Here is a 22,431-nt window from a genome sequence, read left to right as displayed (position 1 = left end):
CCTCACTGGGTCGCACGGGCGGCCAGGGTCTGGGCCGCACATTTGTGTTCAAACATAATCTGGTCGATATCGCCGTCAACCAGCTCACCACCTTTTACACGCCATTCGCCATTAACCATAACTGACTCAGCGCGATGAGCACCGCAGAGGAGCAGGGCGGCTAGCGGATCATGAGCGCCAGAGAAGCGCGGCTCATCCAATTTAAAGGTGGCTATGTCAGCTGCTTTTCCAACCGCCAGTGTACCTATATCTTCACGCCCAAGCACGCGCGCCGAACCCGCCGTTCCCCAGCGCAGCGCGTCAAAGTGGGTGACCTTTGCTGACCCATAGCGCAGTCGCTGGATATACATCGCCTGACGCACCTCTTGAATCATATTCGAGCAGTCATTGGATGCTGATCCATCGACACCCAGTCCGACCGGTGAACCTGCGGCTTCGAGCTCTTTGACGTGACAGATACCCGAAGCGAGCATCATATTGGAGCTTGGACAGTGGCAGATGCCGGTACCTGCTCGCCCCAAACGCTCAATCTCTTCGCTATTGAAGTGGATAGCGTGCGCCAGCCAGGTTCGGTTGGAGAGCCAGCCAACGGATTCAAGATAGTCGACCGTGCGCATACCGAACATCTGCTGGCAGAAGTTCTCCTCATCGATGGTTTCGGCCAAGTGGGTATGCAATCGTACATCGAGTTTCTCGGCTAGTAATGCAGTGTCGCGCATTAGCTCGGTGGTGACCGAAAACGGCGAGCAGGGTGCCAGAGCGATCTGGCTCATCGAGAATTTCGCGCTGTCATGATAGCGTGATACCAGGCGCTCAGAGTCAGCCAGAATAGCCTCCTCGGTCTGTACGACTGAGTTAGGTGGCAGTCCGCCTTGATCTTTGCCTAGACTCATGGAGCCGCGTGTCATCGCCATTCGCACGCCCATCTGGGCACCAATCTCAACTTGGTGATCTATCGCATCTGTTAGGTTTTGAGGAAACAGGTAGTGATGATCTGAAGCGGTAGTGCAACCGGACAGAAGTAGCTCTGCTAAAGCAAGGCGCGTGGCAGCACGGTGAACTTCTGGGTCCAGGTTAGCCCAGACTGGATAGAGCGTCTGCAGCCAGGGGAAAAGCTCTTTATTCAGTGCGGCGGGCAGAGCGCGCGTCAGCGTCTGGTAAAAGTGGTGGTGAGTATTGATCAGGCCAGGAATCAGCACCTGCTCACTCATATCGATACGCTCAGATGCATACGTCTTAGGCTGAGCGCCTGCGGGAACTAGTTCAACTATCTCTCGGCCCGATACAACAACTCCACCGCCAGCGTCGGTTTCTGTTCCGGTATAGATCGCAAGCGGATTTGCGAGCCATATTGTTTTGCTATTCAAATCCGATATAGATTGGGGGTTGGACATTCGCTCGTAACTTCTAAAGGGCCGATACCAGTACGGATACAGCCAAATCAGTATTGAAAGAAATCAACACCACTAAATCAACCAAAACTTGCCCTTTTTGACCATTCTAGGCAATAGTCGTTACAGGATAAGTGTAAACGGCGGCTTGGGAGTGCCTAAGTGATTCAATATCTACACAACAATCAGATCATTAGCGAGACAGAGCTGCCCGCCGATTTAACACTGCTTGATTATCTACGTAACGAGCGGCGCATGACCGCCACTAAAGAGGGGTGCGCTTCAGGCGATTGCGGTGCCTGCACTGTTGCGCTGGGCCAACTTGATGAGGCTGGACAGGTTGAATACCAGAGTATAAACGCCTGTATCTGTCCCGCGACCGAGCTGCACGGGCGCGAACTGATCACGGCGGCCGATCTGCGGCAGGGCACTACCCTTCATCCGGTACAGCAGGCCTTTATTGAGACGCATGCATCTCAGTGCGGGTTTTGTACTCCCGGTTTTATCGTTTCTGCGTTTGTCTTGATGGAGAGTCTGGGGGAGGGCGAAACACCGTCAGATGAAAAGGCGAGCCAGGCGGTTGCGGGTAACCTATGCCGCTGTACGGGCTATGGCACCATCGTCAGCGCCGTGAAACGGGCCGCACAAAACTATGAGACTCAGATCGATCGGGTTGAGATAGCTAATCAGCTTAATCAAATACCGCCCCTAGGGCAGGAGTGTGCGCTTATGCTTCCCGAGTCGTTGATAGAGTTGGCTCGCCTGCAGTCGCAAAGCTTGAATTACGGGTTGGTTGCAGGTGGAACTGACCTGATGCTGGAGGTGACTCAGCAACTGAAGAGAAAGCCCCAGATGATCGGGTTGAGTCGAATTCGGGAGCTGCAGCAGATTGTTGAGGAAAGAGAGTCCAGTCAGGTAAGAGTCGGGGCGGGAGTGAGCTTCAACCAGCTATTGGACTGGGCAAGCGCAGCCTTACCTGAACTCGCAAACCTGCTACTACATATAGGCTCTGATCAGATCCGCAATCGCGGCACTGTGGGTGGGAATCTCGGAACCGCTTCACCGATCGGAGACCTGCCGCCGCTGTTCTTGGCCCTCGGCGCAGAGGTGCGGTGTTGGAGTGCTCAGGGAACGCGCGATGTCCCTCTCGCTCAGTTCTTCACCGGTTATCGGACGACGGTTCTGGAACCCAACGAAATTATCCACTCGGTGAGTTTGCGCTTGCCTGAGGGACCTCAAAAACTCATAGTCGAGAAGGTCTCAAAACGGCGCGAAGATGATATTTCGGCCTTGCTTTTCGCCGCCTGCATCACCGTTGCTCGTGGGCGAATTGCGCATCTAGCGCTCGGGCTTGGCGGTGTGGCGGCAACTCCAATCAACGCGTCGAGCTTGGCCGCTGAGTTGCAGGGCACTGAGACTGGAGCCTGGGATTACAGGTCAATTCGCGCGCTGGTCGATAAGCACCTGCACCCGCTAGATGATCTGCGCGCTAGCGCCGACTACCGTCTGCACTGTACAACTGCGTTGCTTTTAGATGCTTTGCAGACTGCGGAGGTGAGCGATGAAGAGTAGTTTGCCAGTGGGTTTGAGTATCGAGCATGAGTCCGCCAAACTTCACGTAACCGGCGATGCCCGTTACATAGATGATATTCCACTGCCTCAGGGTTCTCTGTTCGCTGCGGTAGGGCAGACGAGTATCGCGCGTGGAGAGGTGAGGTCGCTGAATCTCAACGCTGTGCGAGCAGCATCAGGGGTGGTTGACCTACTAACATACTCAGACCTGCCAGCTCTTACAGATGTTGGACCGATCTTCCCTGGCGACCCGCTACTCGTTGATACAGAGGTCATATTTCACGGACAGGCGCTGTTTGTTGTAATTGCGAAAACTGAATTACAGGCGCGCCGCGCGGCGCTGCTGGCCGAAGTGGAGTACTGCGAAGAGGCGCCGATTCTAACGCTAGCCCAAGCTCGCTCTGCTCAAGCGCGTGTCCGACCAAGTCATGAACTACTCAAAGGTGATCCGGATGCGGTTCTCGCGTCTGCCGATAATGTGATTGTTGGTGGCCTTCAAATCGGTGGTCAAGAGCATGTCTACCTAGAGGGGCAGGCCTCAGTCGCCTTGCCAAACGAAGATGGTAGCTTGCAGATTCACTGCTCAACTCAGCATCCCAGCGAAGTGCAGAAATTGGTGGCTGAGGTCTGTGGCCTCGAATTCAACGAGGTATGTGTCGAAGTGCGCCGCATGGGTGGAGGTTTTGGCGGCAAGGAGAGTCAGGCTGCTGCCTGGGCATGCCTAGCAGCCGTTGCTGCACAGCGTACAGGGCAGGCTGTTAAACTACGTCTACCTCGAGCTCAGGATATGATGCTAACGGGTAAACGCCACCCTTTCGAGGCAGCTTATCGAGCTGCCGTTACGGCGGAGGGTAAGATAGAAGCAGTAACGGCTGTGCTGGACGGTGATTGCGGTTGCTCTGCGGATCTCTCAGACGCAATCGTCGATCGAGCGATGTTCCACTTTGATAATGCCTATAATCTGCCAAATGCTCGCATCCTCGGTGAGCGTTGGCGCACTGATAAGGTCTCCAATACGGCTTTTCGTGGCTTTGGCGGGCCCCAGGGGATGCTTGCTGGAGAAGCGATGATGCAGCAGATCGCGCGTGAGCTTGCTCTCGACCCTTTAGATCTGCGCTTGAGGAACCTCTATCCAGAGTCGGGAGCGACCACTCCCTATCATCAGCAGGTCGACGGCAGTCAACTACGCTCAATGATACAAAGACTCGAGCAGAGTGCGGACTACCGCGAGCGTCGCCAGGCGATTACCGCCCACAACACCACAGATCCGCGCTACTTAAAAGGCTTAGCGCTGACCCCTGTTAAGTTTGGAATCTCTTTCACCGGCAAACACCTGAACCAAGCCGGCGTACTTTTGCATATCTACACCGATGGGTCGGTACTCGTGAGCCAGGCCGGTACAGAGATGGGGCAGGGTCTTTACACCAAAGTGAGCCAGATCGTTGCGGCGGTGTTGGGAGTCGCTTTAGGCCAGGTTAGAATGAGCTCTACTCGCACCGATAAGGTACCCAACACGTCGCCGACAGCCGCTTCAAGTGGCGCTGACCTCAACGGTATGGCTGCCCGTAATGCTGCGCTGACTTTGCGTGAACGTCTTGTCGAGCATCTGGTAAAGCGTCAGGGTATAGCGGCGCAGTCAGTGCGCTTTGCTGATGGGATGATTAGTTGGCCGGGAGGCGAGCAGAGTTTTGCCGAGCTGGTACAGCAGGCCTATATGGCGCGTGTCTCTCTATCAGCGACCGGTTTCTACAAGACGCCGGAGATCGGGTACGACCGCAAACAGGCAAAAGGCCAGCCGTTCTACTATTTCGCCTTGGGAGTCGCCTGTACCGAAGTTGAGGTGGACCGACTCACTGGTATGTCTCAGGTGATACGGGCCGATATTTTGCATGACGCGGGTATGAGTCTTAACCCGAGTATTGATCTGGGACAGATTGAGGGTGGCTACGTACAGGGGTTGGGGTGGTTAACGACGGAAGAGCTCTGTTGGAGCGATGACGGTCGCTTACTGACGAACTCTCCGGCAACCTATAAGATCCCTGCGGTTTCTGATCGTCCAACGGATCTGCGTATCGAGCTGCTGCAGGAGCCTAACTCGGCTGCGACAATTTACAGCTCTAAGGCTGTTGGCGAGCCGCCGTTGATGCTCGCAATCTCGGCCTGGTGTGCCATTGAAGATGCTATTGCAAGTGTGGCAGGCTACCAACGCTGGGTTCAACTGCAGGCGCCAGCAACGCCAGAAGCCGTTGTGTCCGCACTGGCGCAGCTAAACAGAGCGCACTAGCGTGGCAGGCGAAATACCAGATTTTAGATTTAAAGGACCTCTTTACGCATTGAATAATAAGGAATTAATAGTTGTTTAGTCAGTGGAGCAAAGCACTCGCAGATACCATCGAGTCGGGCCAGGCGGCGGTACTTGTTACCCAAATTGCTGATCGTGGTTCAAGCCCTCGGTCGCGCGGAACCAAAATGGTGGTAACGCTCGATAAGGTCGTTGAGTCCCTCGGCGGCGGCAATCTTGAGTACGATGCAGTCGGGTATGCGCGTGAGTTGATCCACCAAGGGGTCGATGGGGTGTTTGAGAAGCCCTACACACTAAACAGCTCACTGGGGCAGTGTTGTGGCGGCGAAGTTCGCGTACTGTTCGAGGTCTTTAATGCCAGTTTGGTGCAGCTCTATCTATTCGGTGCGGGGCATGTAGCCCAAGCGTTGGTGCCAATATTGGCCGGCCTTGGATTCAATGTGCACTGGATTGATGATCGCGATGAACTCTTTATCCATGCGATACCCCCGGGTGTTAATCGAGTAGAACGTGACCCTATTGATGTCGCAGGATCTTTGCCAAAACGGGCTTGGTCGTTAATTATGACGCACGATCATCAACTCGACTTCGAACTGGTACTTGCCGCGCTTAGCTGTGAGTTTGATTATTTGGGGATGATCGGCTCGAACACGAAAGCGCGTCGGTTTATGCAGCGCCTAGATCAGCGCGGTATCGCACAGTCTGAGAAGGATCGAATTGATACACCGATCGGACTGCCCGACTTAAAAACTAAAACACCGACTGAGATCGCTGTGTCTATTGCCGCGGATCTGATGTACAAGCGCCAAAAACTCTGCGGCGACGATTCTATTGAGTCAGCGAGTGACAGCAAGCTAGCCATCGTTCGGCCACTTAAGACGGATAGCGGTGCCCGTTGATGCAACGATGTATCCGCGCCTCCATCCTTCACTTTCCCGACAGCTCTAAATCCGCTCTCGATGCTCAGTGGGAGTACCTGCCTGACGGTCTACTCTGGATCGCTGATGGCCGTGTGAAACAGCTTGGGAACGCCGAGGTACTGCTAGCGCAACTACCGCCGGGTACCGCTGTGGAGCACTACCCCGACCATATCCTGATCCCCGGCCTCATCGATATGCACGTGCACTATCCTCAGCTTGAGATGATTGCGGCTTATGGTACACAACTACTGGAGTGGCTCAACCGTTACACCTTTCCGGTAGAGCAGAAGTATGCGGATAAGCCTTATGCGAGCCGTCAGGCCGGCGCTTTCCTTGATCAACTTCTGGCACAAGGAACGACCACCGCGTTGGTGTTCGCAACTTCAGCCGTCAATTCAGTGGATGCTTTTTTTGAGCAAGCGCAGCAGCGCAATCTACGGATTCTCAGCGGAAAAGTGCTGATGGATCAGCATGCGCCTGAGGCACTCTGTGACACGCCCGAACGCGCTTACGATGAGTCAGCCGAATTGATCGAGCGCTGGCGAGGGGTCGGCCGTTTAGACTACGCCGTAACCCCCAGGTTTGCCCCCACTTCGAGCGAGGCTCAGTTGCTCGCAGCTGGTCAGTTGCTCTGCGACTACCCGCAGACCTATCTGCACACTCATGTGGCAGAAAATGTAGATGAGTGTGCTTGGGTGGCTGAACTCTACCCCAAGAGCCGCTCCTATCTGGATGCGTACAAACAGGCTGGACTGGTCACCGATCGGGCGGTATTCGCACACGGCATCCACTTGGACACTGAGGACCATCAATGTTTGGCTGAAGCGGGCTCTACCGTTTGCCACTGCCCCAGCTCAAACCTGTTCCTTGGCTCTGGACTCTTCTCCATCAACGGTGCGTTAAACGCAGGCGTGCAGGTAGGTGTGGGGACTGATGTGGGCGGTGGTACCAACCTCTCAATGCTGAGCGCGCTGGGGGATGCCTACAAGGTACAGCAGATGGCGGGTGAGGGGCTCACACCCCAGCAAGCACTCTATCTAGCGACGCTCGGTGCGGCTCGAGCACTACAACTCGATGCCTATATCGGTAATTTTGAAGTCGGCAAAGAGGCGGACTGCGTTCTGCTAGCGCCTGAACGCATTCCACAACTTAAGCTGCGGTTGGAGCACCCGATAGAGATCGACGAGCTGATCTTCGCTCTAATGATTTTGGGTGATGAGCGTGCAGTTAAACAGACTTGGGTGATGGGAGAGCCGGCCCTGTCGCCAGAGTGACCGCCGAGAAGTCCAGACTGACCTGTATCCGTTGACCACGCCCGGTGCCGACCAGTCCCAGGGATAGCTTTATGTCTAGCTGCTGACAGAAGGCCGAGACAATAGCTAATCCTAGGCCGGCGCCTGGTTTGTTTCGTTCGGAACCGCGAACAAACCGCTGCTGTAGAGTCTGAAGACTCTCTGCGTCTAGGTTAGGCGCTAGGTTCTCTACATGGACCTGCGCATCTTTGTCAGCGCGCAGAATGACCGGGCTCTCGCTTGGCGCATACTTCAGACCGTTCTCTAGCAGGTTTGAGAGGATAACTGCCAAGGCGTCGGGGTCTAGCTGCAAATTCGGTGCACCGCTGACGAGTAACTCAATACGCTGCCCACTCGGATCCAATTCACGTGCGACCATCTGAGCCACACGTTCAATGGGCGTCGGGGTACCTGAGTAGAGGCCCGCAGATTCCGCGCGCGCCAGCTGCAACAGCTTATCAACCAAGCGCGTCAAGCGCTGCAAGCTAAAAGAGACAGTGCTCAAACGTTCACGTCGGTCGGCATCACCACCGAGCTCCTGCTGCAAGCGCTGCAGCTGTACCGATGCAACGGCTAGCGGGGTACGCAGCTCATGCGCGGCATTAGCAGCAAATTCACGTTCGGAGTTAAGCGCACTACGCAGCCGTTCAAGCAGGTCGTTGGTTGCCTGCTGCACCTCAAGAAAATCATCTGGCAGATCGATGGGATCAATCGGTTTGAGATTGTGGCCGTGGCGTCGTGCGATCGCCTTAGTAAACATATTGACCGGCACTAATTGTTTGCGCACCGCGGTGTACACCAGCAACACGCTGACCGGAAGGGCAAGCACGAACACCAGCAAGAATAGAATTAGCGAGTCGACCAGCGCACCATAGCGGTGCTTTACCGATTCAGCCACCTGAATATGGTAGAGGCCGTCCGGCGTCGAGGCCGTATATAGCCTGAAGTGTTCAAGGGAGGCGAAGCCCGGTTGAATCGCAGGTAGCATTGGGCTCATCGGTGCGTTGTGCGAGCTCAGTAGCACCTTACCGCGCCAATCTCGCAGTTGATACAGCAGGTACTCGGGCTGGTCGCTCAGCAGACGGTGAGTAATACCCAGGTCAAAATTCTGCAGCAGGCTCAGATCCGGTCGCAGTTCGAGCAGGCCGACCTGATGCAGTTGATAATCTGATATGGCCAGAGGCAGCAGGCGCTGAGCCGTCTCCCGTAGCGTTTTATCATAGGAGTAGTTGAGCTCGCGCATCAAAACGGCTAGCGATACCAGGGTCGCCAGAACCCAGGCGATTAATAGACTGATCGCAATACGGGTGCCCAGACGTGCCGCGAGCGTTGAGGGTCGGCTCATGCCGTCTCGGTATCCAAGCGATAGCCGAGTCCGCGCACAGTGGTTATCTGCTCCCGGCCAAGCTTCTTGCGCAGTCGGCTGATGTAGACCTCTACGGTATTGCTCTCAACCTCGTGGCCGAAGGCGTAGAGTCGATCTTCAATCTGCTCTTTGCTGACAACGTGACCGGGGCGCTTTATCAGCGTTTCGAGAATACTCCATTCGCGAGCAGTGAGCTCAACACGCTCGCCATCCAGCGCCAGGTGGCGCCGTTGCAAATCGATGCTGAGATTGCCGTACTGCACCTCATTGGTAGCTAGCCCGGACTGCCGGCGGGTGACAGCCAGAATCCGTGCACTCACCTCATCCAAATCGTAGGGCTTGATGACGTAATCATCGGCACCGGCGTCGAGTCCTGCGATCCGATCGCTGATCTGGTCGCGTGCAGTCAGTATGATGACCGGGGTTTTTAACTGCTGCTGTCGTTGCTGCTTAAGCCAAGGGATTGCGTCGCCATCGGGCAGCTGAAGGTCGAGTAGCACCAGGTCATACTCGGTTGTGCGCAGCGCACCGTCGGCCAGCCGTAGATGATCAAAACTATCAACCGCCATCCCTTGAAGCTCTAGATGCTCAGCTAGTGCACTTGCCAACGCGGCTTCATCTTCTACCAGGAGTACACGCATGTTTAGGACCTTCTTAGCTCTTAAAACATTAGATTTAATAAGAGATTAGAACAGATCTCTGACATTTGTCTGAACCTCGCTATCTAGCTTCCCTAGGCCATGTGGGCGGAGGGGACTACATCGGTTACCGCCTGGGTTTTGATTTGGTCAAGTACTTCCATCACCTGACGCGACTGCTCTAAGTTGTTCCACGACACGCCCGCATCAACCTTGGAAGCGAACGCCTTAACCATCTCGGTGTACTGATCTATCGGTGGCATCTCGATCAGAGTGCCTTCACCTCGACCACCTTCAACTTCCCAACGGAAACGTGCATCCTCTTCACTATCTGGATTGAAAGGCACCATCACTTCAGCCCAACCCTGGGTTCCTAGAATCGTGATACGCTGGTGCAAGCAGGCTTGGGTCGCTACCGTAAATGCGTATGTGCGGCCTTGTCCGTAATCAAGCATGGCGCTGGTGAGGCGATCCACACCGCCTTCGCGATCCAATACACGTCGCGACGCCATCACTTTGGGCTGAGCGTCAAAGATCCAGCGCCCCGCTAGTGTCGCGTAGCAACCAATATCGAGAAGGCCACCACCACCAAGTTCCGCTTTCGCCCGAATATTTTTTGGATCTAAGTTTTTGTAAGCGAAGATACAGTGTGCCGATTGGATTGGACCGATCTTTGGCAGCAACTCCTCACGCAGCAGGCGCCATTGCGGGTTGTAGGCTACCATGAAGGCTTCCATCAGAACTCCGGGGTGTTTCTCTACGGCGGCCTCTAAACGGCTCAGATCAGCTTGATCGAGTGCGACCGGCTTCTCGCAGAGGACCGCTTTGCCAGCCTCTAGCCCCTTGATCGAGTACTCAACATGTAGATGGTTGGGGAGGGGAATGTAGATCGCATCTATCTCTGGATCGCTCAGCAGTTGATCGTAGTCGGGGTAAGTTTTGCTGATATTGAACGGCTCGATGATATTAGCTGCAGCGTCAGGGCGAGCAGTGGCCAGCGCATAAACTTGATGTCCGGCAGCAACAATCGCGGGGCAGACCTTTTCGCGAGCAATTTTTGCATTGCCCAGTATTCCAAACTTCAACATCTTCAAATCCGTAGAGCTGTTGGGATAGATAGTGCGTAGGACTATACTAGGCAACCTGAGTCGAATCTATTTTTGCTGAATCTTTCAGCACCGTTACTCCCTTACGGGAGATCTTTGGGAATTCAATGCTACTTCAACTGTTTGAACGTTTTACACAAGCCCTGCCTGATCGTGAGGCTGAACAACCGCCAGAGGGGTTATGGGCGTTTTGTCGCCACTACACGCGGGGTTTTGAGCTGCCTCTGATCGGTTTGTCTCTGAGCACGGCGACGATCGCGATCTTGGAGGTAACCCTGTTCAGCTTCTTGGGCCAGCTAGTCGACTGGTTATCAGACAAGGATCCACAAACCCTCTTTGCTGAGGAGGGTAGTACACTGTTGTGGATGAGTCTGGTGACGCTGATCGCGATCCCAGCGGTAACGCTGCTGCATGCGCTGCTGCTCCATCAGAGCTTATTGGGCAATTATCCGATGGCGATTCGCTGGATGGCCCACCGTTATCTGCTACGACAGAGTTTGAGCTTCTACCAGAACGACTTCGCTGGACGCATCGCGACTAAGGTGATGCAGACTGCGCTCGCGGTGCGCGAGACCGTAATGAAACTGCTGGACGTGATGGTTTACGTGTTGGTCTACTTCATCAGCATGGTGGTGCTGGTCGCCCAAGCAGATTGGATGCTAATGCTGCCGATGCTGGGCTGGCTGGCTATCTACATCGGTTTGCAGATCTATTTCGTGCCCCGCCTGAAGCGAGTCGCGACTGATCAAGCGGATGCGCGCTCGACGATGACAGGTCGTATCGTTGACTCTTATACCAACATCAGCACCGTGAAACTCTTTGCGCATACACAACGCGAATCCGACTACGCCGAATCAAGTATGCGCGAGTTTCTGTACACCGTTTACCGCCAGATGCGCCTCGGCACGGGGCTGAACTTCAGTGTGCAGCTCTCTAACTATGTGCTGGCCTTCTCTACAGCCGCGTTAGCGATCTATCTCTGGTCGCAGGGTGATATTACTGTGGGTGCCATAGCGATCGCCGTCAGCATGGCGCTGCGCCTCAACGGGATCTCTATGTGGATTATGTGGGAAGTCAGTGCGCTGTTCGAGAATATCGGCACGGTCGTCGACGGCATGAACACACTATCGAAACCGGTAGATATTCAGGATGCGGCGCACGCACGCAACATAGAGGTCGAGCAGGGTCATATTGAGTTCGATCAGGTGGATTTCTCTTACGGCGAGAAGGTTCAGGTCTTTAACAAGCTAAAGCTTGATATCAAACCGGGCGAGAAGGTCGGAATAGTAGGGCGCTCTGGGGCGGGCAAATCTACACTCGTTAACCTCCTACTGCGCTTCTATGAAATTGATGGCGGCGCGATTCGTATCGATGGTCAGGAGTTGCGAGAGGTTACCCAGGATTCGCTGCGCTCGAAGATCGGCATGGTGACCCAAGATACCTCACTGCTGCACCGTTCGATTCGCGATAACATCCTTTACGGCAGACCTGATGCAACTGAAGAGGAGTTGATGCAGGCGCTCAGGGGTGCACAGGCGGAGCAGTTCATTGATCAGCTCTCTGATCCAAGCGGCAATGCCGGTCTTGACGCTCAGGTCGGAGAGCGTGGCGTTAAGCTCTCAGGTGGACAGCGTCAGCGCATCGCTATTGCCCGTGTACTGCTAAAAGATGCTCCAATCCTAGTACTCGATGAAGCTACTTCGGCCCTAGATTCAGAGGTAGAGGCGGCCATTCAGGAGAGCCTATATGAGTTGATGCAGGGCAAGACGGTTATTGCTATCGCGCATCGACTATCGACCATAGCCGCGCTAGATCGTTTGGTGGTTATCGACAAGGGAGAGATCGTTGAGCAGGGGACGCATGAAGAGCTGCTACGCTACAAGGGTATTTATGCCCAGCTGTGGGCGCATCAAACGGGTGGATTTTTGGGGCTGGACTGATAGTCCAACCCCGACTGTCTCAGCTTGGTGTCACTCTACGCAGGATTGCTGATCCCGCTGCGCCTGAGCCTGCTGGTCGCGTTCCCATGCACGTAGCATGGTTCGGGCAAGGAAGGTTCCGACGATGTAGGCACCAACCACAACAATAATATCGCTGTTTGCAAAGCTCAAAGAGGTCAGCATAGGGCCTGGGCAGTAACCACCGATTCCCCAACCGGCACCAAAGAGCACCCCACCGATGATCAAGCGTTTATCCACCTGATGCTTAGTCGGTGTGCGGAAGAATTCGGCAAGAATCGGTGTCTTACGGCGCATGATGAACGGGGTCGCGATCGCGTTCACTAGCAAGCCACCACCCATTACGAATGCAAGGGAGGGGTCCCAAGTGCCAAAGATATCCAGGAAGTTAACAACTTTTGCGGGATCGATCATACCGGCGATTGCTAATCCCAAACCGAAGAGAGTACCCGCAGCCAGGGCGGCAATTAGCGGCATCATACTAGGCACCTCCTAAGTGACGAACAACAAAGACTGTCACCATCGCACTCGCCATAAACGTGAGTGTGGCAACCAATGAGCGCGGGCTACGACGAGCAAGGCCACAGATACCGTGGCCACTGGTGCAGCCGGTACCAACAGTAGTTCCTATGCCCACTAACAGACCCGCAACGATCAACATGCCTTTATCGGTCTGTGCCTCTATCAGTGCTACATCGGGGCCCAGGTCAAAGAACTGGTAGATTAGACCGCCAAGAACAAGCCCCAGCACAAACAGAATTCGCCAAGGCACATCGCCTTTCTCAGGCAGAATAATACCGCCGGCAATACCCGAGATACCTGCTACACGGCCTTTTACCAAAAGTAGGAAGGCTGCTGAAAGCCCGATCAATGCGCCGCCAATAAAAGCGGGGACAGGAGTGAAATTTACTATTTCCATGAGTTATCGCGTCTCGATAGTTTCCAAAGTCGGTGTATATTAGAGGTTTATTATATAATCTTCAATACGAACTTTTCGAAGTTAATGCGGGAAAGTTGGCTCGCTCTTTGCTTCTTCATAACGGCTCAATCGCTTTCAACCTATGGGTTGAACGGTTCGGCTTTCAGCAAAAATTTATCTGGCTGAATTAGTGTTTATCGAGAGTAAGAGAAGTAGGGGATTGGAATGACGGTTTCTTATCTGAAACAGACCGGGTTTGACACTCATAGCATTGAGTGTCTGCTGGAGGCCAATCGGAAGCAGCTACTTATACACTGGAATGAAGGAATCTGTGGCGCGGATGCAATGTTCACGGCAGTGCAGACAGCAAGCAGAGGCTACATAGAAGGCAGCCGCAGTAAACTCGAGCAGTTAGCTAAACGGTTGATGCTGTTTTTGCGCGCCACTCGCGACCGGCAGGCAATCTTACGCCTAATCCCAAGCATTCGAGACTACCGCCAAGGTCGACGGAACCAAGCCGAGCTGCGCAAACTGCTGGAGCGCGAAATTGAAGGGCTGCTATTAGAGGACTCCGTGTGTTTGGGTCTGCAGCAGGGCGTGTTCAGTGACCTGGGTCACTCGATCAATCTTACGCCAACTCAACCTTTCGAGACGCTCTATCCTAAGCATCCAGCGAGCTAATCTGCGGTCAATTGGCTGAATCTCTGCTCAATTTTGGCGCACTGAGTGTACCCCAGTGCTAACGCGTGATAAGCGCCGTTGATCTCAACTATAAGTGCGGGAAATCCAGAGATACCCATTGAGCGGGCGCGCGATAAATCTTGCTTGAATTGATTCTCGACAGCTTCACCGGCTAGAGCTTCTGCAAAATCGCCCTCACTGATACCGAGTTCGCCAGCGAGTTGTATCAATGTAGAGGAGTCGCTGGGGTTCATCGCTCGCAGATAGTAGGCCTGCTGTATCGCATCGACCATCTCCGTTGCTTTGTTAGCTAACCGGTCAGCAGCAATAACGGCCCGGCACGCAGGATAGGTGGAGCGTCTTGGAGTGTTTTTCTGCCAAAACTCGTAGTTAAACTCGGCCCCGGTCTGCTCCGCGATCTGATGCCAAATCTGCTCAATTTGGTGGCGTTGAGCTGTTGGCATCGGTTGATCGGAGTCTGGCGCTAAGCCGCCGAGTATCAGATCGAGCTCCAACTCGGAATGTCGGCTGAGAAACTGCTGTAGCTGAGGGCGAAAGGCCCAACACCAAGAACACATCGGATCGAGTACGTAGATCAGCTTCATCAGATACCTCAGAATAATTTTGTTTCAGTATATCGCTTGTAAGATTGATCCGTAATGCCCAAACTCAGAGTATGCGTATGTTAGTCGAGAAGCAAAATCAGCTTGAATATCAGCAGTTTCCAGTAGTGCTGGCGCTGTTATGTGTGGGCCTCTTTGCGCTCTTTTGGTTTCTTGCACTAGCCGTTGAAACAGGGCTGAAACCTCTGCACTTCACGCTATTTAATTTTTTGTTGATCGCTATTCTTGCGTTACAGAAGTATCACCGATTGCAACTGGATGCCGACAAAGGTACGTATCGCCTGTTGAGTATCGGACTCTTGTCAGGGATCAATCGCTGGAGCGGTGCGCTGGAGGAGATCTCTGGTTTGCAAATGGAGCCTGGTTTTGGTGGAGTAAAAGGGAGCGGCGGACGCCTGCTTTTACACCGATTCGAACAACCCGCACTGATACTCAGCAGTACGGACATACTACCGGGTGCACATCGCCAGCTAGCGGCTGTGGCCCAGAAAATTGAAACATGGATAAATCAGCATCAAGGAGCTGTTAAATGACATCACTGGTGATCGGTCTAATTCTATTCTTAGGCATCCATCTTCTGCCGGCTCTGCAACCCGCAAAGCGCGAAAACATGGTGGAGAAACTCGGTGCAGGTGCTTGGAAAGGGCTCTTTAGCCTGGTCTCTGTGATCGGCCTGTACCTGATCGCAACCGGATACGGAGCGGCGCGCATGGAGCCGGTGTGGATCTGGCATCCCCCCGCCTTTCTCTCTCACATAACAGCACTGTTGATGCTGGTCGCGTTTATCTTCCTTGCGGCAACCTATGTGCCGGGTAATGCGATTAAAGCTCGACTTGGGCACCCAATGCTGATCGCTGTTAAAACTTGGACGATAGCGCACCTGTTGGTTAATGGGACCCTCGCTGATCTGATTCTATTCGGTAGCTTTCTGGCTTGGGGTGTTCTGGCCTTTATCAAACATCGCAGGGCCGATCGGGCGGCCGGGCTAGGACCAACAGCTTCAACCCTAGGGGCGACTCTATTAACAGTTGCAGTCGGTGTGGTGCTCACAGCCGTGTTCGCTATCTGGCTGCATCCGATGCTGATTGGTGTGCCGGCAATAATCCGTGGGTAATCTTACCCAACCGTCTGGGAGGGTATTAGTTGGCACAGGGCTTGCAATCTCCGCTCTAAGTTAAGATAAACGAGCGGAGATTTGTCCCTATGACTAGCATCGCCAAAACCGAACGACAGCATTCTCTCAACGCCGAGGAACTTCTCCAATCACAATGGACCTACACTGGGTCAGTGGTGCTTGAGACAGAGTCTCTCGACAGACACTCACAACACCGAGTTTTGACTAGCTGGAGAGACGAGCAGGGCGCAGAACTCTGCTTTCTATTGAACTTTATTGCTGGCAAACAGAACAACCAACAGCTAGTGATGCCCTCAAGCCAGTGTTGTCCTGAAATTGATCGTCGAGCACGTCTGTTAGATAACTATGGATTTGAGGTGCACCGGTCATCGCGTCGAGCACTGCAGTGGGACCTGCTCATGCATCTCGATCTTGATTGCGTCAGCACTGATCTGCAGAAACGCCTCTTCGCGCACTGATAAAGAGCTTAAGTCGAACTACTTTTCATGCGTTAAGTCACCGGCGTAGACCTGTGTCATCGATACAGCGCGTTGGTTGCCGACATAGATCATTGCATGACTGCGATTGAGCATTGATGCATTCGCAGCACCACAGCTGTGGGCAATCGTATCCAGTTCAGCATGCATCTCATTGGCATAGTTAGCGACGCGATTGGACTTAACATTCGCATCCAATCCTCGCTGTAACTTCTTGTTATGCGTCGTTATTCCTGTGGGGCAGGTGTTTTGATGGCACTGCAGTGCCTGGATGCAGCCGAGTGAGAACATGAAGCCGCGAGCACTGGTCACGCAGTCGGCCCCTGCGCAGAGCGCCCAGGCAACATCGACAGGGGTAATCAACTTACCCGATGCGACTACCCGTATCCGCTCGCGCAGCCCCATAGAGGTTAAAAGATTGACCACAGAGGGCAGAGACTCCTGAATATTCATACCAGCAGCATCAATCAACGACATAGGCGCAGCGCCGGTGCCGCCATTGCCGCTGTCCAGTGTGATGAAATCGGGAGCGTAGTCGGCTAGGTAGGCCTCAAAAACCTGTTTAGACTGATCAGCGGCTACTGATTCAGAGGCTTTTTGTGCGGCGACTACTAGTACCTCTAGTACAGCACGGAAATCGTCCATATTGCCGATGCAGATTTTAAATCCGGTTGGTTTTCCGGTGAGTTCACGGACTTGATGGATAAAATCGAATAGATCAGAAGCGCTATTAATCTCCTCATGCCCTAGCGGTGAAATGCTCGCCTCACCGACCGGAATACCTCGTTGCGCTGCAATTTCGGGGGTTACTTTGTCTGCTGGAAGAATACCGCCTTTGCCCGGCTTAGCTCCCTGACTGATCTTAATCTCAAACATCTTTACAGACTCCCGCGCGGCGAGAGACTTGAGCTTTTCGGGATCTAGATGCCCGTCAGCCGTTCGAACTCCGTATTTAGCGGTACCAATCTGACAGACAAGATCGGCACCGGACTCTAGATGCGCATCGCTGGCACCACCTTCACCGGTGTTGATCCAGATGCCTGCCTGCTTAGCACCCAGTGCAAGAGCAGTAACAGCAGGCTTGGAGATAGCGCCATAGCTCATGCCTGAAATGTGAAAGCGGCGGTCAGTAGTGTAGGGGGTTCGGCACTCTGGTCCGAATGTCAGCGGGGTATTACTGCTCTCGCCGGTAAAGGGAATAACCGCGTTGGCAAACACCACGTCGCCCTCATGCTGGACACGGGTTGAACCGAAAGCCTGAAGCGTTGATTCGCGCTTAGCGGCCCGATAGGCCCATGAGCGGTCGGCGCGGTTAAACGGCATCTCCTCACGGTCGAGGGCGAAGAAGTACTGCCGAAAGAAGACCCCAAGATCCTCGAAGAAGTAGCGAAAACGGCCAATAACAGGGTAGTTGCGCCTAATTGTCTGATCGACCTGACTGCGATCTTGTACATAGAGTATGCCAATACCCAGGATGATCAACAGAGTAATCAACCCTGGAATATGACTCAAAACAAAGCTAGCGAGCTGTGAGAGGCTATCCATAAACTCCTCGAGCGGTAATAAACGCAGAGCCATTAAGCTCTTCATGCGTTAAATGGGGCTGGCTGTAGTCTAGCCTAGAGATTAAATAGCACCAGAAAATAACGACTTAACAGCGCTATCTGTTGTTCTAGGTCAATATAAAAGCAAAAGGCTACCTAAAACTTAAGATAGCGCTCTCAAATTATTGTTTTTAATAGCTTATCAGGCCTTTTTAACAAACTGTGATTTCAACATGATTGCTCCGAAACCGTCCATTTTGCAATCTAGGTCGTGATCACCGTCTACAAGGCGTCCAATCTTGGCGCGTGTGCCTATCTTGGCAACATTTGATGAGCCTTTGATCTTCAGGTCCTTAATTAGCGTCACAGAATCGCCTTCATTCAACACATTGCCGTTTGAATCCTTTACGACAAGAGCATCTTCATCAATAACTGGGGCAGCTGGATCCCATTCATGACCACACTCTGGACAAATCAGCATCTGCTGATCTTCATACGCATAGGGAGATTTGCATTTCGGACAGTGTGGTAGTTCGGTGCTCATTAAAACGCTTCCTTAGTTCAGAAGCGCCTAGGCTAGCGGTTCAGAATCTATTTCGCTACTTTTTCTGTGGGTTTTAGGCTGTTCTGAGCATGCCAGGGGCGTATCAGGCATTAGAAATCATCATAGTAAGTATGCTTTTACACAGTCCAAGCCCTCCAAATACTTATGTTTACGATTGCGTATAATATATATTATGTTAAATAACAATTGGTAGAGACGCTAGGCTGAGGCGTCGTGCGAACTGCACCAACCTTTCGGTTATGGACGTCGTCTTAAGGAGTTAAACCAATCTGTTACGCGAGGGTCGGTACGTGATCAGCCTTGTTATAGTTGCAGACAAACGCTGGTGAGACATGCACTAGCTCATTGACAAGATCAGACTCAACCACGAAAGCATCGAAGTAAGCGCTGCCCTGAGAATCAACCTTCGCTAATACCGTGTAGAATTTTGATTTGCTGAGGCGTCGCACACCCTGTTCGATAAGATCAGCCTCGAGCTGAATTTGATCGCCAACATTGATGGCCGCCCAAAGTGCTGTAGTACTGTTTGGATCTTCGGCTAGCTCAGCCCCTGCATCCGTAGCACCTACATTCATAGTTGTTACTGCTGAATAACGCCGGACGAGAGCGCAAAGCGCACTAGGTCTGAGTTGTTCTTAAGGTTGAGTTTACGCAGGATATTGGCACGGTGAGCATGTACGGTTTTGGGGCTTAGATTGGTCTTTTCAGCGATCTCTACAGCTGGTAACCCCTCCGCTAATAGCAAGAAGATTTGTAGCTCGCGCTCAGAGAGATCCTCGATTCGAGTGATAGCTTCGCTATCTGTGGCTAGCTCCATAGCGATCGACGGGGAAATGTACTGACCGCCGGACGCAACCGTACGAACCGCATTCACTAACTCATCCGCCGCTTCAGTCTTCACTAGATAGCCTTGCGCACCAGCCTGAAGCACGCGCTGAGGCACCGGCGATTTATCCAGCATCGTTGAAATTAAGACCTTGGTCTCGATGCCCTTCTCGGCTAGCGTCTTGATCACGCCGATCCCGCCCAGGGAGTGCGTCTGCTCATTTCCCTCGGACTCGGGTAGCCCTAGATCTAGTACAAGGATATCCGGCTCATGCTCTGCGCAAAGACTAATAGCCTCATCTGAACTGCCTGTTTGAGCAATAATATGCACCCCGCCCTCATCTTCAAGCAGGTGTTGGTAACCCGCTAGTACGATTGGGTGGTCATCTGCGAGTACAACACTGATAGTCTTCGGCATTTAATTGCTCACTTAAGTTCTCATGATCAACTTTTCAAAATGTCGGCACCAAGATAGACGTCCCCAGTTTCCAGTTCGCGAGCTTCGGCTGATGCCAGATCAGTATGCAACAGCGCTGCGGGCACGGCGACCAGGGAATCACTGTAACCGACTAGGCGAATGTCTTCACGCTCACAGGCCTCCAGGACACGCTCGAGAGCCTTAAGCACCCTCTTCTGCTGCTCGTTAAAACCTGGCTCAACTCGTTCGGATTTAGAGCGGCTCGAGACTTGGCGTAATATGTAGCCATCTTCATCTAATAAGCATAGACGCAAGCCAACTTTTTTGTACTCAACCAGCAGTCTTTTAAGTTGGTCAAACTGCGCTTGAGTCACCGTGTTTATTATGTCGCCAGTGCTCGCCGAACTGACAAGCTCACGCATCGCTGCATCGGTAGCCGTGCTGTTCAGCTGACTTTCCATGATTAACTCTTAACCTGCCTTAGCTTTAATCTTAATTCTGCATTTTCTTCGATAAGCTTTTGATTTTTGACGCTTAGCTCATCGATTGCGTCCTGTTTGATGCGCAGTTTTACACGCTCCTCGAGTAACTGATCACGCAGATTTTCATCTGCATTGCTGGCTATGCTACTGTTTTTGCGTGAGTTTTCTAACTTAGAGAGACGATAACACTCCTCCTCGGTCGCGTGAAGGGTCTTTTGCAGGCTTTGGCGCTCGTTCTCTAGGCCGGCAAGATTGCGTTGCTGATTGGCGATCGTCGCGCTCAGCTCCTGAAGCTTAGCGGCGTATTCAGAGCGCTCTTTAAGTAGTTGATTATTAATGCTTTCTAGAATGGATTCCTGCTCTGAGCGAAGCTTCTTGTGCTCTTGCCTAGCGTAGCTAAGGGCCTCGCTCCAGAGTCTCGCGCTCTGACGAATAACCGCCTCGGGTACGGTGCCCGAGGCATCGGCGTTGTTAAAACGATCGCTTAGCGCGCTCCACCACTCATTCAAACCTTTGTTGATGGTTGTAATCGATCCCACCCCAATGCGATCCCGAATGAGCTGTTGTGTTGGACGCTTTCCTTCTCGAAGCAGCTCATCAGCTACCTCAAAGACCTTACGTCGAGTATCGCTAGACATAAAATACACCATACGTATTAATAATACGTACAATATACTCCGCGCACTCGATTGTGGCTAGAGCTGCTCTACAGCGTCTATGAAAGCCTTCATAGAGATGGGCTTAGCCAAAACCTGATTGGCCCCCGCATCTCGCAACTCCTGCGCCTCTTCACCGAGAACGGCGGCTGTAACCGAAATTATTGGCGTCAAGATTCCGCAGGCGCGCGCTTGACGGATCATCTCGGCGCCGTCCATTACAGGCATAAAGAAATCACTAAGAATGAGATCATAGGAGCTACTTTTGATCTTTTCGAGTCCTGCAGCGCCGTTCTCCGCAACATCGACTTGGCCAACTCTTTTTGCGAGCAGCTTCTGTGAAACCATGCGAATCACTGGATCATCTTCGACAACCAATACTCGCATCGTGGCTAGACGCTTCTGGAAACGTTTCGACTCCTGACTGGCGTCTCCAAGATTGGAGCTCTCGCTCTCCACCGGAGTAATAGGTACCACTGCGCGTGCGTCTAATCCGCCAGAGGCTATTGGGCTAAGGGTCAGCGTGCCACCAAGTTCACTGATGCTCTGTTTAACGACGAACAATCCAAGGCCCGCTACATCACCGCCCTGCTCCAGCCCTTGCATACGCTCAAAGGGTTGAAGGATGCGGTCCAACTCAGCAGGTGCGATGCCCACTCCGTTATCACGAATACTAAGGGTCATCGAGGGCTCGTCAGTTGCCACGCCGCTGACCTCAGCACTAACACAGACTTCAGTTCCTTCCGAGTGGAGAACCGCGTTCTTTAGGAGGTTAAGCATAATCAGCTTGCACCGCTCAAGATCTGACTTAACGCGAAGCTGCTCATCACTTATCAACTCCATGCGCAGCGCAATGCCCAGCGCCTGTGCAATGCGTCGTACTTGGCTCGTGACACTCTCAAGCAGTCTATTTGGGTGAAATACCCTCAGTTGATGCGGCAAATTCTGCTGGGGATTAATCGCCTGGCGCATATCTTGAAGCACGGCCATTAGATGCTCGCTGGTATCACGCATTAGCGGCAGCTGCTCAGCGAGGCTCTGCTCGCTCAGCTCATCGATCAGCATCTTCAGTGTTGCTGCAGGTGTTCTCAGCTCATGCGATATAATTGAGAGAAGCTGCTGCTGAGCAAAAAAACGCTTCTTCAGTGGGTTTTCATCAGTCGCATTTTGCATCTCAATTTGAATAGCAATCTGCCAATTAGCTTGACTGCTCGAGCGATACTGCCACAGCTTTGCAGGGGTATATATACCCGCAAGGTCACGCACTAATATAGGAGTGCTGTCGATATCGACCTTCCCGATTAGGCTATGAATCTCAGTGGGCTCAAGTCCCTCGAGCCAGGTTGCGAGGGGCTGGTCTTCACTCATACCCAGTATCGCCTGCCCCATGTGATCTGCAGTGATCGTCTGCCGATCCATGCTGATTTGGAGCTGCATTATCATCAAGCGGCCGACAAGGGAGTTTGCCTGATTCGACGCCAGCTCAAGATTATGAGGTTGCGGGGCTGTAGATGGATTGCTCATTTTGACCAGTCTGTTAGCGTTTAGATCAAGCAATGCAG

General features: G+C 53.0%; 23 protein-coding genes. 9 read left to right on the top strand and 14 right to left on the bottom strand.

All coding sequences use genetic code 11. The features are described 5' to 3' along the window. Positions 1–2: 2 nt before the first annotated feature. Positions 3–1,394 carry an 8-oxoguanine deaminase gene (locus AC1WNR_RS07615; RefSeq protein WP_481643914.1) on the bottom strand — a complete coding sequence of 464 codons (1,392 nt, stop codon included), beginning with the start codon at positions 1,392–1,394 and terminating at the stop codon, positions 3–5. A gap of 159 nt (positions 1,395–1,553) precedes the next feature. On the opposite strand from AC1WNR_RS07615, the gene AC1WNR_RS07610 reads away from it, so the two are divergent. The 4 genes from AC1WNR_RS07610 to guaD all read left to right on the top strand — a co-directional run bounded on the left by AC1WNR_RS07610 (position 1,554) and on the right by guaD (position 7,459). After that, positions 1,554–2,963: a xanthine dehydrogenase small subunit gene (locus tag AC1WNR_RS07610; RefSeq protein ID WP_481643913.1), complete on the top strand. Its 1,410-nt coding sequence runs from the start codon at positions 1,554–1,556 to the stop codon at positions 2,961–2,963. Then, the gene (gene xdhB / locus AC1WNR_RS07605) at positions 2,953–5,247 is read left to right on the top strand and encodes a xanthine dehydrogenase molybdopterin binding subunit (RefSeq protein ID WP_481643912.1); all 2,295 of its coding nucleotides are present in this window, start codon (positions 2,953–2,955) and stop codon (positions 5,245–5,247) included. Before AC1WNR_RS07610 ends, xdhB begins: the two co-directional genes overlap by 11 nt. A gap of 71 nt (positions 5,248–5,318) precedes the next feature. Then, on the top strand, positions 5,319–6,164 hold the full coding sequence (gene xdhC / locus AC1WNR_RS07600) for a xanthine dehydrogenase accessory protein XdhC (protein WP_481643911.1): 846 nt from the start codon (positions 5,319–5,321) through the stop codon (positions 6,162–6,164). Continuing rightward, a complete protein-coding gene (gene guaD, locus AC1WNR_RS07595; protein WP_481643910.1) occupies positions 6,164–7,459 on the top strand; it encodes a guanine deaminase in 1,296 nt (431 codons plus the stop codon). Before xdhC ends, guaD begins: the two co-directional genes overlap by 1 nt. On the opposite strand, the gene AC1WNR_RS07590 is transcribed toward guaD, so the two are convergent. The 3 genes from AC1WNR_RS07590 to AC1WNR_RS07580 all read right to left on the bottom strand — a co-directional run bounded on the left by AC1WNR_RS07590 (position 7,413) and on the right by AC1WNR_RS07580 (position 10,569). Next, entirely contained in the window at positions 7,413–8,822 is a 1,410-nt protein-coding gene (locus AC1WNR_RS07590; RefSeq protein ID WP_481643909.1) for a sensor histidine kinase, read from the bottom strand. The two genes, guaD and AC1WNR_RS07590, sit on opposite strands and share 47 nt — an antisense overlap. Further along, entirely contained in the window at positions 8,819–9,484 is a 666-nt protein-coding gene (locus AC1WNR_RS07585; RefSeq protein ID WP_481643908.1) for a winged helix-turn-helix domain-containing protein, read from the bottom strand. Before AC1WNR_RS07585 ends, AC1WNR_RS07590 begins: the two co-directional genes overlap by 4 nt. 92 nt (positions 9,485–9,576) lie before the next feature. Further along, a complete protein-coding gene (locus tag AC1WNR_RS07580; protein WP_481643907.1) occupies positions 9,577–10,569 on the bottom strand; it encodes a Gfo/Idh/MocA family protein in 993 nt (330 codons plus the stop codon). A gap of 125 nt (positions 10,570–10,694) precedes the next feature. Between AC1WNR_RS07580 and AC1WNR_RS07575 the strand changes: the two genes are divergently transcribed. Beyond that, positions 10,695–12,527: an ABC transporter ATP-binding protein gene (locus tag AC1WNR_RS07575; protein ID WP_481643906.1), complete on the top strand. Its 1,833-nt coding sequence runs from the start codon at positions 10,695–10,697 to the stop codon at positions 12,525–12,527. A 30-nt stretch (positions 12,528–12,557) separates the two neighbouring features. Here the strand turns inward: AC1WNR_RS07575 and AC1WNR_RS07570 are convergent, their stop codons facing one another. Continuing rightward, positions 12,558–13,025, bottom strand: a complete 468-nt coding sequence (locus AC1WNR_RS07570; protein WP_481643905.1) for a DUF6691 family protein — start codon at positions 13,023–13,025, stop codon at positions 12,558–12,560. 1 nt (position 13,026) lies between these two features. Then, on the bottom strand, positions 13,027–13,464 hold the full coding sequence (locus AC1WNR_RS07565) for a YeeE/YedE family protein (protein ID WP_481643904.1): 438 nt from the start codon (positions 13,462–13,464) through the stop codon (positions 13,027–13,029). Between the two features lie 225 nt (positions 13,465–13,689). Here AC1WNR_RS07565 and AC1WNR_RS07560 point away from each other — a divergent pair, with 225 nt between their 5' ends. Continuing rightward, the gene (locus tag AC1WNR_RS07560) at positions 13,690–14,145 is read left to right on the top strand and encodes a hypothetical protein (protein WP_481643903.1); all 456 of its coding nucleotides are present in this window, start codon (positions 13,690–13,692) and stop codon (positions 14,143–14,145) included. Here AC1WNR_RS07560 and AC1WNR_RS07555 read toward each other — a convergent pair. Then, positions 14,142–14,750, bottom strand: coding sequence for a DsbA family protein (locus tag AC1WNR_RS07555; protein ID WP_481643902.1), 609 nt, complete (start codon positions 14,748–14,750; stop codon positions 14,142–14,144). The two genes, AC1WNR_RS07560 and AC1WNR_RS07555, sit on opposite strands and share 4 nt — an antisense overlap. Before the next feature lie 77 nt (positions 14,751–14,827). Here AC1WNR_RS07555 and AC1WNR_RS07550 point away from each other — a divergent pair, with 77 nt between their 5' ends. From AC1WNR_RS07550 to AC1WNR_RS07540, 3 genes are all read left to right on the top strand, one after another. Continuing rightward, entirely contained in the window at positions 14,828–15,301 is a 474-nt protein-coding gene (locus tag AC1WNR_RS07550; protein WP_481643901.1) for a hypothetical protein, read from the top strand. Continuing rightward, a complete protein-coding gene (locus tag AC1WNR_RS07545; RefSeq protein ID WP_481643900.1) occupies positions 15,298–15,882 on the top strand; it encodes an NnrU family protein in 585 nt (194 codons plus the stop codon). The genes AC1WNR_RS07550 and AC1WNR_RS07545 overlap by 4 nt, the downstream gene beginning before the upstream one ends. Positions 15,883–15,971: 89 nt before the next feature. Continuing rightward, positions 15,972–16,361: a hypothetical protein gene (locus AC1WNR_RS07540; RefSeq protein WP_481643899.1), complete on the top strand. Its 390-nt coding sequence runs from the start codon at positions 15,972–15,974 to the stop codon at positions 16,359–16,361. Between the two features lie 18 nt (positions 16,362–16,379). Here the strand turns inward: AC1WNR_RS07540 and AC1WNR_RS07535 are convergent, their stop codons facing one another. The 7 genes from AC1WNR_RS07535 to AC1WNR_RS07505 form a co-directional block, all read right to left on the bottom strand. Beyond that, a complete protein-coding gene (locus tag AC1WNR_RS07535) occupies positions 16,380–17,957 on the bottom strand; it encodes an FMN-binding glutamate synthase family protein (protein WP_481643898.1) in 1,578 nt (525 codons plus the stop codon). A gap of 168 nt (positions 17,958–18,125) precedes the next feature. Continuing rightward, on the bottom strand, positions 18,126–18,467 hold the full coding sequence (locus AC1WNR_RS07530; RefSeq protein WP_481643897.1) for a zinc ribbon domain-containing protein YjdM: 342 nt from the start codon (positions 18,465–18,467) through the stop codon (positions 18,126–18,128). 293 nt (positions 18,468–18,760) lie between these two features. After that, on the bottom strand, positions 18,761–19,063 hold the full coding sequence (locus AC1WNR_RS07525; protein ID WP_481643896.1) for a hypothetical protein: 303 nt from the start codon (positions 19,061–19,063) through the stop codon (positions 18,761–18,763). 5 nt (positions 19,064–19,068) lie between these two features. Further along, positions 19,069–19,731, bottom strand: coding sequence for a response regulator (locus AC1WNR_RS07520; RefSeq protein WP_481643895.1), 663 nt, complete (start codon positions 19,729–19,731; stop codon positions 19,069–19,071). 26 nt (positions 19,732–19,757) lie between these two features. Next, complete coding sequence (locus tag AC1WNR_RS07515) at positions 19,758–20,192, bottom strand: response regulator (RefSeq protein ID WP_481643894.1); 435 nt, start codon at positions 20,190–20,192, stop codon at positions 19,758–19,760. Positions 20,193–20,194: 2 nt separating this feature from the next. Further along, positions 20,195–20,851 (bottom strand): DNA-binding protein, encoded by a 657-nt coding sequence (locus AC1WNR_RS07510; protein ID WP_481643893.1) that lies wholly within the window; start codon positions 20,849–20,851, stop codon positions 20,195–20,197. A 57-nt stretch (positions 20,852–20,908) separates the two neighbouring features. After that, the gene (locus AC1WNR_RS07505; protein WP_481643892.1) at positions 20,909–22,393 is read right to left on the bottom strand and encodes a hybrid sensor histidine kinase/response regulator; all 1,485 of its coding nucleotides are present in this window, start codon (positions 22,391–22,393) and stop codon (positions 20,909–20,911) included. Between the last annotated feature and the right edge of the window lie 38 nt (positions 22,394–22,431).

Source organism: Marinobacterium marisflavi (genome assembly GCF_982447095.1).
The sequence above is the reverse complement of the archived record's forward strand: the minus strand, read 5'-3'. Positions and strand labels throughout refer to the sequence as shown.